This is a genomic window from Nocardia sp. XZ_19_385, from assembly GCF_015355755.1.
In the GTDB taxonomy this organism is placed as follows: Bacteria; Actinomycetota; Actinomycetes; order Mycobacteriales; family Mycobacteriaceae; genus Nocardia.
In genome coordinates this window covers 666,131-679,690 of sequence record NZ_JACVEE010000002.1, presented here as the reverse complement: position 1 = coordinate 679,690, position 13,560 = coordinate 666,131, and the positions used below count along the sequence as shown (strand labels likewise).

12 protein-coding genes are annotated in these 13,560 nt (G+C 68.7%); 4 read left to right on the top strand and 8 right to left on the bottom strand.

The genetic code is table 11. The features are described 5' to 3' along the window. Positions 1-136: 136 nt before the first annotated feature. On the top strand, positions 137-892 hold the full coding sequence (locus IBX22_RS15820) for an HAD-IIA family hydrolase (protein ID WP_228539040.1): 756 nt from the start codon (positions 137-139) through the stop codon (positions 890-892). Here the strand turns inward: IBX22_RS15820 and IBX22_RS15815 are convergent. Genes IBX22_RS15815 through IBX22_RS15800 form a run of 4 tightly spaced genes read right to left on the bottom strand, consistent with a single transcriptional unit; the run spans position 889 to position 3,448 of the window. Next, on the bottom strand, positions 889-1,335 hold the full coding sequence (locus tag IBX22_RS15815) for a MarR family winged helix-turn-helix transcriptional regulator (protein ID WP_228539039.1): 447 nt from the start codon (positions 1,333-1,335) through the stop codon (positions 889-891). The two genes, IBX22_RS15820 and IBX22_RS15815, sit on opposite strands and share 4 nt — an antisense overlap. Next, positions 1,335-1,970, bottom strand: a complete 636-nt coding sequence (locus IBX22_RS15810; RefSeq protein WP_194816330.1) for a type 1 glutamine amidotransferase family protein — start codon at positions 1,968-1,970, stop codon at positions 1,335-1,337. Before IBX22_RS15810 ends, IBX22_RS15815 begins: the two co-directional genes overlap by 1 nt. A 39-nt stretch (positions 1,971-2,009) precedes the next feature. Further along, complete coding sequence (locus IBX22_RS15805; protein WP_194816329.1) at positions 2,010-2,888, bottom strand: DUF2268 domain-containing protein; 879 nt, start codon at positions 2,886-2,888, stop codon at positions 2,010-2,012. 53 nt (positions 2,889-2,941) lie between these two features. Continuing rightward, on the bottom strand, positions 2,942-3,448 hold the full coding sequence (locus tag IBX22_RS15800) for a nitroreductase/quinone reductase family protein (RefSeq protein WP_194816328.1): 507 nt from the start codon (positions 3,446-3,448) through the stop codon (positions 2,942-2,944). A 95-nt stretch (positions 3,449-3,543) separates the two neighbouring features. Here IBX22_RS15800 and pta point away from each other — a divergent pair, with 95 nt between their 5' ends. Both pta and IBX22_RS15790 read left to right on the top strand, forming a co-directional pair. Then, a complete protein-coding gene (pta, locus tag IBX22_RS15795; RefSeq protein ID WP_194816327.1) occupies positions 3,544-5,661 on the top strand; it encodes a phosphate acetyltransferase in 2,118 nt (705 codons plus the stop codon). A 20-nt stretch (positions 5,662-5,681) separates the two neighbouring features. Further along, on the top strand, positions 5,682-6,887 hold the full coding sequence (locus IBX22_RS15790; protein WP_194816326.1) for an acetate kinase: 1,206 nt from the start codon (positions 5,682-5,684) through the stop codon (positions 6,885-6,887). Positions 6,888-7,154: 267 nt separating this feature from the next. Here IBX22_RS15790 and IBX22_RS15785 read toward each other — a convergent pair whose 3' ends face one another. From IBX22_RS15785 to IBX22_RS15775, 3 genes are read right to left on the bottom strand one after another with little or no spacing between them, the layout of a single operon-like run. Continuing rightward, the gene (locus IBX22_RS15785) at positions 7,155-9,587 is read right to left on the bottom strand and encodes a serine/threonine-protein kinase PknG (protein WP_228538827.1); all 2,433 of its coding nucleotides are present in this window, start codon (positions 9,585-9,587) and stop codon (positions 7,155-7,157) included. A gap of 4 nt (positions 9,588-9,591) precedes the next feature. Next, positions 9,592-10,560: a glutamate ABC transporter substrate-binding protein gene (locus tag IBX22_RS15780; RefSeq protein ID WP_194816325.1), complete on the bottom strand. Its 969-nt coding sequence runs from the start codon at positions 10,558-10,560 to the stop codon at positions 9,592-9,594. Next, positions 10,557-11,894, bottom strand: coding sequence for a hypothetical protein (locus IBX22_RS15775; protein ID WP_194816324.1), 1,338 nt, complete (start codon positions 11,892-11,894; stop codon positions 10,557-10,559). The genes IBX22_RS15780 and IBX22_RS15775 overlap by 4 nt, the downstream gene beginning before the upstream one ends. Positions 11,895-12,023: 129 nt before the next feature. Here IBX22_RS15775 and IBX22_RS15770 point away from each other — a divergent pair, with 129 nt between their 5' ends. Then, complete coding sequence (locus tag IBX22_RS15770; protein ID WP_194816323.1) at positions 12,024-12,725, top strand: NUDIX hydrolase; 702 nt, start codon at positions 12,024-12,026, stop codon at positions 12,723-12,725. Positions 12,726-12,773: 48 nt separating this feature from the next. Here the strand turns inward: IBX22_RS15770 and thiE are convergent, their stop codons facing one another. Beyond that, positions 12,774-13,472 (bottom strand): thiamine phosphate synthase, encoded by a 699-nt coding sequence (gene thiE / locus IBX22_RS15765; RefSeq protein ID WP_194816322.1) that lies wholly within the window; start codon positions 13,470-13,472, stop codon positions 12,774-12,776. Between the last annotated feature and the right edge of the window lie 88 nt (positions 13,473-13,560).

Below are 13,560 nucleotides of genomic sequence, written 5' to 3'. Positions count from 1 at the left end.
TCGAATCGCTACGCGATGCTAATCACTCGAATTCGAAGGGAGTTCGTAGGGTTCCACAGACCCACGATTGCGGTCGGTAGCCGATAATTGACTGGTGACTCCAGACAACGAACCGATCCTCTCCTACTTGACCGACATGGACGGGGTCCTGGTGCACGAGGATCAGCTGATCCCCGGCGCCGACGAGTTCCTGGCCGAACTGCGCGCGAACAACACGCCGTTCCTGGTGCTCACCAACAACTCGATCCGCACCCCGCGCGACCTGCAGGCCCGGCTGCGCCACACCGGCCTGGACATCCCGGAAGAGGCGATCTGGACCTCGGCGCTGGCCACCGCCACCTTCCTCAACGACCAGCGCCCGAACGGCACCGCCTACGTGGTCGGCGAATCGGGCCTCACCACCGCACTACATGAGATCGGGTACGTGCTCACCGACAGCAACCCCGATTACGTGGTGCTCGGCGAGACCCGCACCTACTCCTTCGAGGCGATCACCACCGCGATCCGCCTGGTGGAGAAGGGCGCCCGGTTCATCGCCACCAATCCGGATGCCACCGGCCCGTCCCGTGACGGCCTGCTACCGGCGACCGGCTCGGTGGCTGCGCTGATCACCCGCGCGACCGGCAAGGAACCGTATTACGTGGGCAAACCGAACCCGCTGATGATGCGTTCGGCGCTGCGCCGGATCGGCGCACACTCCCAGTCGACGGTGATGATCGGCGACCGGATGGACACCGACGTGATCGCCGGGCTGGAGGCGGGGATGCGCACGATCCTGGTGACGACGGGCATCTCTACCCGGGCGTCGGTGGAAGGGTTCCCGTACCGCCCGACCATGGTGGTGGAGTCGGTCGCCGAGCTCGTCGGCCGGACCGACAAGCCGTTCAGCTAGGGCTTCTCGGCGAGCTTGTCGAGGACATCCGCGAGCCGGGTCAACGCCGCGACGGTGCGCTCGAATTCCGCGTAGCCCAGTTCGCCGACCACTCGGTCCGCGATCACGGCGTGCGGTGGGCTGATGCGCTCCACAGCGGCCCGCCCCGCGTCGGTGATGTCGACCAGCTTCGCGCGCCGGTGCGCCGGGTTCGGGCGGTATTCGGCAAGTCCCTTGTCCACCAGCAGATCCGCGATGCGCTGCACACTCTGGCGAGTAATGCCCATCGCGCGCGCGATGCCCGACACCGGTAGCGGTTCCCGCAGCACCGCGCCCAGCACCTGCCACCAAGCCGCGGTCAGCCCGGCGGGCGCGGCCAATTCCTCGGCGATGGCGAGGAATTGGCCGTTCAGCCGAAATGACGTGATCGCCGCCGTGCTGAAGAGTTCCTGTTCCGGAGTCATCATGCGTGGGATTTTGCCTGCTCGTAGGTGTCGAGTTCGACGTAGGCGGCCGGGTCGCTGTGCGCGAAGAGCCGGTACCAGGCATCGAGGATGTGCGGTTCGTAGACGCCGAGCGCGCCGAGTACCTCGCGGGCGAACTCGAACGGGGCCGTGCTCGAGGCCGTGATGACGTTGTCGTCGGTCACCGCGGGCTGCTGGACGTAGTGCTCGGCGCCCGAATATCCGCTGTAGACAAGAAATTCCGCGACGTTGCTGGTGTGTTTGCGGCTATCGAGCAGGCCCTCCTTGGCGAGCCCGAAGGTGGAGCCGCAGATGGCCGCGACCGGCACGCCGGCCTCGACGAATTCCCGCGCCTTGTGCGCGAACGGCTCCAGTTCCGGGCCGACCCAGGTGTCGGCGCCCGGGAGGATGAGCATGGCGCTGTCGGCGGGCGTCAGATCCGCGAGCACCACGTCCGGCGCGACCCGCAGCCCGCCCTTGGTGGTGATCGGATCCTTGGTCAGCCCGACCGTGCGTACCTCGAACGTGCCCGGCGCGACCTGCCATTCCGGGTTGTTGATGTGCGCGGTGGCGGCACCGATCTCCCAGTCGGCGAGGGTGTCGTAAACGGCTGCGTGAACTGTCTTCGTGGTCATGACAGTATCCTGTCATGTTTGACAGCATGCTGTCAATACTTATTTCCGCAGGGCCGTCGCGATGATTTCGGCGCTGTCGGCGTGCAGCGCTTGTGCGGCCGTCCGGCCCGTCGCCGCCAGGTACGCGTCGACCAGCCGATTGCCGGCCGCGTATCCGGCGCCGGTCGGCAACCCCACCGGCGTCGCGCCGTAGCGCTCGGCGCTGGCGTCGCCGTGCACCCAGGCGGTGAAGTTCTGCATGCCGGTGATGTCCAGTCCGGTAAGGACTTTGGCGAAGACCGCGTCATCGCGTAGCGCGGGCACGCCGATGCGGGCGTAGCCGAGCTCGTCGCCGTAGAGCTGGCGGGCGAACGCGTCGGCGAGCCCCTCGGACACCACGTGCTCGCCCACGGTGACGGTCATCGGGTTCCACACCACACCGCCCGGGCTGTAGCGCAGATTGTGGTTCAGCTCGTGCACGGCCGTGGCTTCCAGCCGCTCCACATTTTCGGCGAAGGGCCACAGCGTGATGACGATGAAGCCGGGCATGCTGCCGTTGGCGGTCATGCCGAGGCAAGGGCCCATGAAGTGGGCGTCGCCGGGATCGCCGAGCACGAACAGCACGGTGATGTCGGGGACCTGGATGTCCGGGGTCGCGGCCAGTTGCGCGGTCAGCGCGTCTTCCAGGGCGCGCTGGATCCGGGACCAGGCATCGGCCTGCGCCAGCGTCTCCAGGGCGTCGAGGCAGCGCTGTTCGTCGCGGTCGAGCGGAAACCCGGAGGCCATCTGGTGCATGGCGACCAGGTCGACCTCGCCCGGGAAGTAGCGGTACATGTCCGTGACGGGCTCGAGCATCGCGCGCAGCAGCTCGGTGCGTTCGGCGAGCGGGGCCCGCAGGATCCGCCGTATATCCGGGTAGGTGTCGAGAACGGTGATCATGTCTCGACGATAGAAATTGACGCTACGTCAAGGTCAAGCGCAGCGTGCCCGCGCTAGGCCCGGCGCAGAGCGAAAATGCGCAGATCGCGACTGGTGCGATCGCGGTAGGCGGCGTAGGCGCCCGTCACCTCGACGAAACGGGCGAATACACGCTCCTTCTCGGCGTCGGGAACGAGCGTGGCCGTCACCGGGATACGTTCCCCGGCGATCGCGACGGTGGCCGCCGGGTTGGTCATCAGATTGGCGGTCCAGGCGGGGTGCTTCTCCTGGCCGAAATTGCTGCCGATCACGTAGAGGACATCGCCGTCGTGCACGTACAGCAGCGGCTGCGTGCGCGGCTGACCGGATTTCCGGCCGGTGCTGGTGAGCAGGATGACGGGCGCGCCGATCGGGCCGAGCACGGTGTACTTCGCGTTCGTGCGTTCCAGCACGGCACGGTCCAGCGGCGTGATCGTGCGGATGAACCAGGATCCCGGTTTGGTCGCGGCGAACCGATTCGCGGCTCGGGAAAGGACATTCGTGCGCGAACCCCACTGCCGGTCCGGAAACTGCTCAACCATGGGGGCGACTATATCGGCCTGGGCGAATTACCCCGTTCGGTGATGGCTGTCTCGCAACGGGCTCGAATTGCCGTCAATTCACTAAGCTTCTGATCATGGCCGACACTGCTGCGCCCACCCACCCCCTCGGCTACGCCTCCGACCATCCCCGAGCGTCCACCATCTACATCGCCTCGCCCGAGGGCGACACCGGTAAGTCGACGGTGGCGCTGGGTGTGCTGCAGATGTTGTGCGCCACCACCGCCCGGGTCGGTGTCTTCCGGCCGATCACCCGTTCGACCGTCGAGCCGGATTACATCCTGGAGCTGCTGCTCGAGCACAGCACCGCCGATATCGACTACGAGCAGGCTGTCGGCGTCACCTATGAGCAGGTGCACGCCGATCCCGACGCCGCGATCAGCGAGATCGTGATGCGCTTCCACGAGGTCGCGAAGGTGTGCGACGCGGTGGTCGTGGTCGGCACCGACTACACCGATGTGGCCAGCCCCAGCGAGCTGCGGTTCAACGCCCGGATCGCGGTGAACCTCGGCGCGCCGGTGCTGCTGGTGCTGCGCGGGTCCGAGCGCACGCCGGACGAGGTGCGTCAGCTCGCGGAATTGTGTGCCAGCGAACTTGCCACCGAGCACGCGCAATTGGCGGCGATCGTGGCCAACCGCTGCGATCCGGAGCAGCTCGCCGAAATCGCCTCGGCACTCCAAGGTTTCAGCAGCGTGCCGTCGTGGACGCTGCCGGAGGTGCCGCTGCTGATCGCGCCGACCATGGCGGAACTGTGCACCGCCATCGACGGCGAAATGTACAGCGGCGACCCGGAATTGCTGCAGCGCGAGGCGCTGTCGGTGATGGTCGGTGGCATGACCGCCGAGCACATCCTCGAGCGCCTGTCCGACGGTGTCGTGGTGATCGCGCCGGGCGACCGCTCCGAGGTGCTGCTGAGCCTGGTGAATGCCCATGAGGCGGAGGGTTTTCCATCGCTGGCGGGCATCATCATGAACGGCGACATGCGCCCGCATCCGGCGGTGGCGCGGCTGATGGCGGGCCTGAAGCCGCGGCTGCCGATCCTGGCCACCGGGTTGGGCACCTACGACACCGCCAACGCCGTGCATCACACTCGCGGCCGGATGTCGGCGGGCAACCCGCGCAAGGTCGACACCGCGCTGGCGCTGATGGAAGACCATGTAGACGCCCCGGAGCTGTTGCAGCGCATCAGGGTGCAGCGCACCACGGTCGTCACCCCGCAGATGTTCGAGTACCAGCTGATCGAACGGGCACGCGGCAACCGCAAGCGCATCGTGCTGCCCGAGGGCTCCGACGACCGCATCCTGCGCGCCGCCGGCCGGGTGCTGCAGCGCAAGATCGCCGACCTGGTCATCCTCGGCGACGAGACCAGCATCCGGGCCCGCGCCACCGAGCTGGGTGTCGATATCAGCGACGCCCAGGTACTGGACCCGCGCACCTCCGGCTACCTGGAGGATTTCGCCGCCGAGTACACCGAGCTGCGCAAGCACAAGGGCATGACCATCGAGCGCGCCCGGGAAACGATGACCGACATCTCCTACTTCGGAACCATGATGGTGTTCAAGGGCATTGCCGACGGCATGGTCTCGGGCGCCGCGCACACCACCGCGCACACCATCCGCCCGTCCTTCGAGATCATCAAGACGGTGCCCGGCGTCTCGACGGTGTCGAGTGTCTTCCTGATGTGCCTGTCCGACCGGGTGCTGGCCTACGGCGACTGCGCGGTGGTCCCGGATCCGAGCTCGGAGCAGCTCGCCGACATCGCGATCTCCTCGGCGCGCACCGCCGCCCAGTTCGGTATCGAGCCGCGAATCGCCATGCTGTCCTACTCGACGGGCGAGTCCGGTAGCGGCGCCGATGTGGACAAGGTCCGGGTGGGGACCAAGCTGGTCCGCGAGCGCGAGCCGGAGCTGCTGGTCGAGGGCCCCATCCAATACGACGCGGCGATCGAGCCGACGGTCGCCGACACCAAGCTTCCGGATTCCGAGGTGGCCGGGCGCGCAACGGTTTTCATCTTCCCGGATCTCAATACCGGCAACAACACCTACAAGGCGGTGCAGCGCAGCGCGGGCGCCATCGCGATCGGCCCGGTGCTGCAGGGTCTGCGCAAGCCGGTCAACGATCTGTCCCGCGGCGCGCTGGTGGCCGACATCGTGAACACCGTCGCCATTACCGCGATCCAGGCGCAGGGGCAGTGACAATCCATCCAGGAGGCATGATGTCCGGCCAGACCAACGACCTTGTGCTGGTGCTCAATTCGGGGTCGTCCTCGATCAAATATCAACTGGTGGACCCGCATTCGGGTGCCGTGGCCGCCTCCGGCCTGGTCGAGCGGATCGGCGAGGCCAACGGCGCCATCGAGCACAAGGCGGGGGATCGGGTCGTCGAGCACGAGGGGCCGATCGCCGATCACAAGGCGGGGCTGCAACTGGTCTTCGAGATGTTCGCCGAGACCGGCTACGACCTGGCCGGCGCCGGGCTGCGCGCGGTCGGGCACCGGGTGGTGCACGGCGGCGAGGTGTTCTACCGGCCGACGCTGATCACCGACGAGGTGGTCGCGGCCATCGCGGATCTGTCCGAGCTCGCGCCGCTGCACAATCCGGCGAATGTCACCGGCATCGAGAGCACTCGGGAGCTGCTACCCGGCGTGCCGCAGGTCGCGGTCTTCGACACCGCGTTTTTCCACGGCCTGCCCGACGCCGCCAAGACCTACGCCATCGACGCCGCAGTCGCCGCGGAGTACGGCATCCGGCGCTACGGCTTCCACGGCACCTCGCACGAGTACGTCTCCGGCCGGGTGGCCGAGGTGCTGGAACGCGATCCGGGCGAGGTGAATCAGATCGTGTTCCATCTGGGCAACGGCGCGTCCGCGTCGGCGGTGCGCGGCGGCGAACCGATCGACACCACCATGGGCCTGACCCCGCTGGAGGGCCTGGTCATGGGCACCCGCGGCGGCGATATCGACCCGGGCATCCTGCTGCACCTGATGCGCTCGGCGAATCTGGATGTCGATGGCGTCGACCGGTTACTGAACCGCAACTCCGGGATCAAGGGCTTGTCCGGGGTCAACGACTTCCGGGAACTGCAGCGACTCATCGACAGTGGCGATGCGGCGGCCCGGCTCGCCTACGACGTCTACATCCACCGGCTGCGGCGCTACCTCGGCGCGTACCTCATCGAGTTGGGCCGGGTGGACGCCATCGTCTTCACCGCCGGGGTGGGGGAGAACAGCCCGCAGGTGCGCGCCGACGCACTGGCGGGTCTGGAGGGCTTCGGCATCCAGGTCGATCCGGCCCGAAATACCGCGAAAGACCGTGCAGCCAGGCGTATTTCACCGGATGGGGCGGGTATCGCGGTGCTGGTCGTCCCGACAAACGAGGAGCTGGCCATCGCCCGCGCCGCCGATCGCCTGGTCACCGCCTAGGCCGGATTCCCAGGAGACTCCAAGGAAACCTCACGGAATCCTCATGATTCGCACGGCATGATCAGTGGCGGATCAGGTTCGCCCGGTACCGCCGGAACTCGTACCGACCACAGCACGTCTTCGGGAAGCCGCCTCCCTCGCCGCCACCCCGAACCGCCGTCCCGGCTGCCCCCGGTGCGGCAGCGTGTGGCCGGTGTCCGCGGCGCCGACTGCAGACGGCCGGATCCGAGCCCGGCCGGAACCTTCCCCCGGCCGGGCTTTGCTTTCTCAGAACCAGGATTTCGCGCGAATGGTGTTGGCCAGGTCGATCAACGCGTAGCGATGGCCGCGGCCCGGCGCGGAGCGGGCCAGTGTGCGCAGGCCCGCCTCGGTGCCGTCGCGCAGGTCGCGTTCGGTGAACGGCGCGCCGAACAGGGTGGCGTCGGGTAGTCGCGGGCGATTGCCCGCCTGCAACCAGGCCAGGGCGGCGCCGAGCACCATGACCCGCAGCTGCACCGCGCGGCGCTCACCCGTGGGCACGGCCTGCACCCGGGAGGCCGCGATGTGCAGGGTGGCTTCGTCGAGTTGAGCGACCGGTGCGGCGGTGAGCAGCAGCAGCACAGCGGTCATCCGGGCGGTCGTGTACGCGCGTGAGGTGGCGGGGACCTCGTCGAGGGCGCGCACCGCCTCGTCGATGCGTCCGGCTTCGGCGAGCTGCCGGGCCAGGCCGAACGCGGCGCTCACCACCGCGCGGTCGGTGCGCCAGACCGTGGCGTACATCCGTTCGGCGTAGGCGCGCCACTGCTCCGGATCTGTCGAATCCCAGTGGTGCAGCACCAGTTCGGCGGTGGCGGCCAGGGCCAGCTTGGGGGCGATCTCGCCGGGCAGCTGGCGCAGCACCGCGTCGAAGTGCCCGAAGGCCTGCTCGTAGTTCTGTTCCACCAGTTCGGTGCGCCCGAGATACCAGTCGATGCGCCAGTCGGCGGCCGGGAGTTGATGCAGCAGATGCCGCACCGCGGCCGCTTCGCCGAGATCGAGGCGGGCCCGGGCTTCGGCCAGTGTCAGCTCCAATTCCAATGTCTCCGGGGCATTTCCGGGATCGCCCACGGCTCGCTCCCGCGCCTCCTGCAGCGACTCCAGCGCTTGGCGCGGGTCGGGTTGCATGGCCGCGGCCAGCAGCGGCGCCGAGGGGTCGGCGGGGTCGATCACCGGAATCGGCAGTGCCGCCGCGATATCGCGCGCTTGCAGCAGCTTGCTGCGGCCGATGCCGTCGGCATAGGCGTCGGTCTGGCTGAGCAACTCCTCGGTGCCGAAGCTGGCGCGCTGTGGACTGAACACTGTGGATAACTGGGGATGTTCCACGCCGGTGTCCAGCGCCAGGATTTCCCGCAGCACACCGGCCAGCTGTGCGTACATGGCCCGGGCGGAGGGCAGCCGGTGGGCCGGATCGGGTTCGGTGGCGCACAGCAGCAGGCGGTGGAAGAACTCGTAGCGTGCGAGCACCGGATGCTCGGCCGGGTCCGGGATGCCGTCGGCGTAGCGGCCCTGCTCCATCGGCATGTTCAGGGTGAGCACGGCCAGGGTGCGCCCGACGGTGTAGATGTCGGAGGCCACCGTCGGCCCGGTCTTGGCGATCTCCGGCGCCTGGAATCCCCTGGTGCCGTACAGGTTTCCGTACGCCTCGATGGTCGCCACGGCGCCGAGGTCGATCAGTTTCACCTGATCCTCGGTGATCATGATGTTGTCGGGTTTCAGATCGTTGTAGGTGAGCCCGATGGAATGCAGATAGTCCAGCGCGGGAAGCACTTCCAGCACATAGGCGATCGCCTCGGCCACCGGCATCCGCTGCGGCCGCTCGTAGGAGTCGAGGATGGTGCGCAGCGACCGCCCGCCCACGTACTCCATCACGATGTAGCCGATGGACGCACCGTCCGGGCCCGGATGCTCCACGAAGTTGTGGATCTTGACGATGCTGGGATGCGCGACCTCGGCGAGGAATTGGCGCTCGGCGACGGCCACCGCCTGCGCCTCGGCGTCACCCGCGTGCAGCAGGCCTTTGAGCACCACCCAGCGGTCGCTGACATTGCGGTCGATGGCGAGGTAGATCCAGCCGAGACCGCCATGTGCCAGGCAGCCCTGGATCTCGTATTGGTTGGAAACCATGTCGCCGGGATGCAGCGAGGGCCGGAAATCGTAGGGGGCGTCGCAGGTTTGGCAGACCCCGGTGGTGCTGGCCGCGCGGATGCCGGTAGCCCGGCCGACCGGGTTTCCACAGCGCCAGCAGAAGCGCTTCGCCTCGGCGACAACGGGATCGGAAAGGACGGCCGAGAGCGGGTCGGCGGGCGGTACGTCCGGAATCGGCACGAGCCCGGCACCGAGCCTGCGGACTGAGGATCGGGACCGGGCTGTGCGGACGCTGCGTCCGGACGTGCGATGCGCACCGGCGGAGGTCGCCGCCCCCGAGTCCCGCCGGCTATCCGCGGCGGCGATCGCGGCGGCCATGGTGCCGGGCAGCTCGGGCTCCTGCGGGGTGAGCGGCACATGCGACACCGCGACGGTGGGCTCGAAGCTGTCCGGGTCATGGCCCTGTGGCTCGGAATTCGCTTCGGGTTCAGGCGGTCCCGCCGGATCCGGCGCCTCCTGTTCGGGATGCCGCGGTGGCGTCCAGAACCCGGCGTAGATCGGCTGGGTGCGCTCGTTGTCGGACTCGTCGTCGATCATCGGCTCAGTCCTGGTAGGTCGGGGCCGGTGGACCGGGCGAGGGACCGAGCCCGGAGAGCCATTGGCGGTAGAGCCGCTCCCAGGTGCCGTCGCCGCGGACCCGGTCCAGGGTGCCGTTCACGAAACGCACCAGATCCTCTGCCCCCTTGGATATTCCGATCCCGTAGGGCTCGACGCTGATGCTCTCGCCGACCACCTCGGTGTAGGGGTCCTGCGCGGCCAGCCCGGCCAGGATGGAGTCGTCGGTGCTGACCGCGTCCACCTGCCGCTGTTGCAGCACGACCAGGCAGTCGGCCCAGGTCGGCACGGAGAGAATGGTGGCGGCGGGCTGTTCGCGGCGGATCCGGTCCAGCGAGGTGGTGCCGGTGACCACGCACACCCGCTTGCCCGCCAGGTCGGACAGGCCAGTGATGCCCGAGCTCTTCATCGTCAGCACCCGCTGGTTGGCCCGCAGGTAGGTGGTGGAGAAGTCGACCTTCTGGCGGCGTTCGCAGGTGATCGTCATGGTCTTGACCACCAGGTCGACGGTGTGGTCCTGCAGCGCCCGCTCCCGGTCGGCGGAGCTGAGGCTGCGGTATTCGATGAGCTCGGGGCTGCCGAGCAGATCCTTGGCGACCTCGCGGGCGATATCGGCGTCGAAGCCGACGATGGTGCCGCTGATCGGGTCGCGGAAGCTGAAAAGATTGCTGCCGGTGTCCAATCCGACGACCAGGCGGCCGCGGGCGCGGATCTTGTCCAGCGTCGCGCCGCGGGCGCCGTCGGGCCGGAGGCTGGCGGTGGGGTCACCGCACTTCTGGCCGTTCTCGGGGCGTACCGGCGTATCCGTCTGCACGGGAACGGCTTTGGCGGGTAGCGGCGGCTCGCCGAAGCTGCTGGTCTTGCTGGGCGGCCGGGAATCGTTGTCGCTGACGCAACCGCCGAGCAGCGCGGTGGCCGAGAGCAGGGCGGCGAGCAGGCCGAGCCGGGTTTTCATCGGTACTCCCGTAGTCGTGGCCAGATACCCAATCCGACAAAGACGGCCGCGGCGATGCCCAGCGCCAGGGCGCCGGGCGCCAGGAAGTCGAGCACCCGTGCGGCCTGGGAGATGTTGCCGCGCAACGTACTGCGGGTCTTGTCCAAGCCGAGCTCCAGCGCGCGGTCCAGCGCCTCGACCTGAGCGGCCGCGTCCGCGGCGCCGGGCCCGGTGGCCACCACGGCGGCGCCGGTGAAGTCACCGCGGTCCAGGGTCTCGTTCATCCGCTGATGGGCGGCGCGCCAACGGTCCAATGCGGCCCGGGCTTCGACGAGATGGTCGGCGGCGGGCGCGTCCTTGGGGTAACCGGCGAGCAGTTCGTTCATTCGCGCGATGCCGGTGTTGTAGGTCCGGTCGTAGTCGCCGGTCGCGTCGCGGTTGACCAGCTTCAGGGTTTCGGCGGACCGAGCCTGCTGGGCCAGGATCCGGGTTTCGGTGAGCCGGGATCCGGGCGCGGCGCCCTCGTCACGACCCTGGATCACCGCCGTGGCGGAGATGGCGCCGGCGATGACAGTCCAGGCCAGCAGAATCACTACCGACCCGCAGGCCAGCAGCAGGCCTGCGTTGAACGTGCGCCGCCAGCGCAGCGCCAGGTCCCGCTGCACCCAGCCCAGCGCGCCCAGCGTGACGATCAGCAGCGCGATCGCGAGCCACGGTGGCCGCACATGGTGGTTCTGCGCGGCATCGACCGCGTCGGACCGATGGCCCTGCAGTTCCTGCGCCATCGGCAGCAGCGTGGTCTGCATCTGGTTCGAGGCTTCGCTCAAATACGCCGCACCGACCGGATATCCGATGCGGTTGTTGGTGCGCGCGGTCTCGATCACCCCGGTGTAGACCGGCAATCCGGTGGCGATCCCGGTGCGCAGCCGATGGTCCGGGGAGTTGTGGTCCACGGCCTGCCCGGACTGGGTGACCAGTTCCGCGGCGGCCTCGCCGACGGCCTGGGCGTACCGGTCTCGCACGGCCTCCGGCTCCACCCCGCCCGCGATGAACGCGGTTGCCGCGGCGGCGTCGGCGATCGAGAGCGAGGTGTAGAGCCGGTGCGCGGAATGCGCGTTGGGTTCGGTGTCGTCGAGCAGGACGTCCAGGGCGTGCTGGCGGTCGCTGACCGCGCCCGCGGCGACCCACCCGGCCGCCAGGCACAACGCGATCAGCAGCAGGCCGAAGGCGATGAGCCGGCCGGGGGAGGATTCGGCGAAGGACCGCACATTGGCCGGGTCCAGCTGCTCACGCACCTTGGCTACCGGGACATTGCGGAGCTGCTTGCGCACGGACAACTGCTCGGTCCGAGCCATCTTCACCTCCGGGGTCCGCGCCTCCCTGTGCGCCTGCGTCGCAGTTTATTGTGGGCTTACCGGTGCCGTGGATGTGAAACGCCCCTGGAAAACCAGTCAGCTCCCACGGCGGGACGAGGATGGTTGGCGATGCGTGGTGACGGGGACGGGTGGTCCAAGGACCCGAGCGGCGTTCGGCATTGGGGCCGTTTCGGCGCCGCCGGATTGTTGTTGCGCGCCCCGCTGCCCGGCGGCGGTTCCGCTGTCTTGCTGCAGCATCGCGCGCTGTGGAGCCATCAGGGCGGCACCTGGGCCCTGCCCGGCGGCGCCCGGGACAGCCATGAGACGCCGGTGCACGCGGCGGTGCGGGAGGCCTGGGAGGAAGCGGGTATCAACCCGTCCGACGTGCGTGTTCGCAGTGAACGCATAACCGCATCGGCTGCCAGCGGCTGGACGTACACGACGATCGTCGCCGACGCCGTCATGACCTTGCCGACCAGCCGCAACAAGGAAAGCACCGCCTTGGCCTGGGTCCCGGAGGCCGAAGTGGACGAACATCCCCTGCATCCCGGTTTCGCCCTCGCCTGGCCGGCTCTGCGCGCCGCCCCCGCGCGCGTCTGCCTCGACGACCTGCCCGACAGCGACGACGCCCGCCAGGTCGCAGCGGCCCTGCCCCGCACGGTCGACCTCGCCGACCAGGGCTTCTATTGGCTGCACGCCGAACCGGACGGCCCCGGCACACACGCCCGCATCGTCGACAATGCGATCCCGGATTCCGCGGCGGAGCGGTCGGAAGCCGAACACCTGGCAAACGCGGTCCTGGCACTCACCCGCGGTCAGTTGCTGGCGTAGCTTCCTACCGCCGCCCGATCGCGTTGAGCCACCCCTTCGCGCATTTTTCTAAGCGTTGGCGAGCAACGCGGCCTTCAGTTCCCGGGCAGCGGCTTCCGGATCCCGGGCGTCGGTGATGGCCCGGACGACGACGATCCGATCGGCTCCCGCGGCCAGCACTTCCGGCACGCGCCCGAGCTCGATGCCGCCGATCGCGAACCACGGCCGCGTCGGATGCGCGTCGGCGGTGGACCGGATCAGGTCGATGCTCGACGGCGTGCGCCCCGGTTTGGTCGGCGTCGCCCACACCGGCCCGGTGCAGAAGTAGTCGATGTGCTCGTCGATCGCGGCCAGCCCGGCCTGCGCGCGGTTGTGCGAGGACCGTCCGATCACCACGTCGGGTCCGAGGATCCGGCGCGCGTACCAGGGCGGCAGGTCGCCTTGGCCCAGGTGCAGCACGTCCGCGCCCGCGGCGAGCGCGATGTCGGCGCGGTCGTTCACCGCGAACAGCGCGCCGTGGCGCCGGGCGGCGGCCTTCAGTTCGGCGAGCGCGCCGAGTTCGGCCTTGGCCTCGAGCGGCCCGAACTTCGCCTCACCGGGCGACCCCTTGTCCCGGAGCTGGATGATGTCGACTCCGCCCGCCAGCGCCGCGTCGGCGAACTTGGCCAGATCCCCTTTTTCCCGGCGTGCGTCGGTGCACAGATACAGCCGTGCGGTAGCCAGCCGTTCCCTGGGGGAAAGTGATCTTTTCTGATGGGAGGGTTGCACGACTCCGACGGTAGCCGCGCTACCGTTGGTATGCGAACGGGTGGGGGCTGAAAAAGGCACAGGAAAGCGGTGAACGAAATGCGGGGTC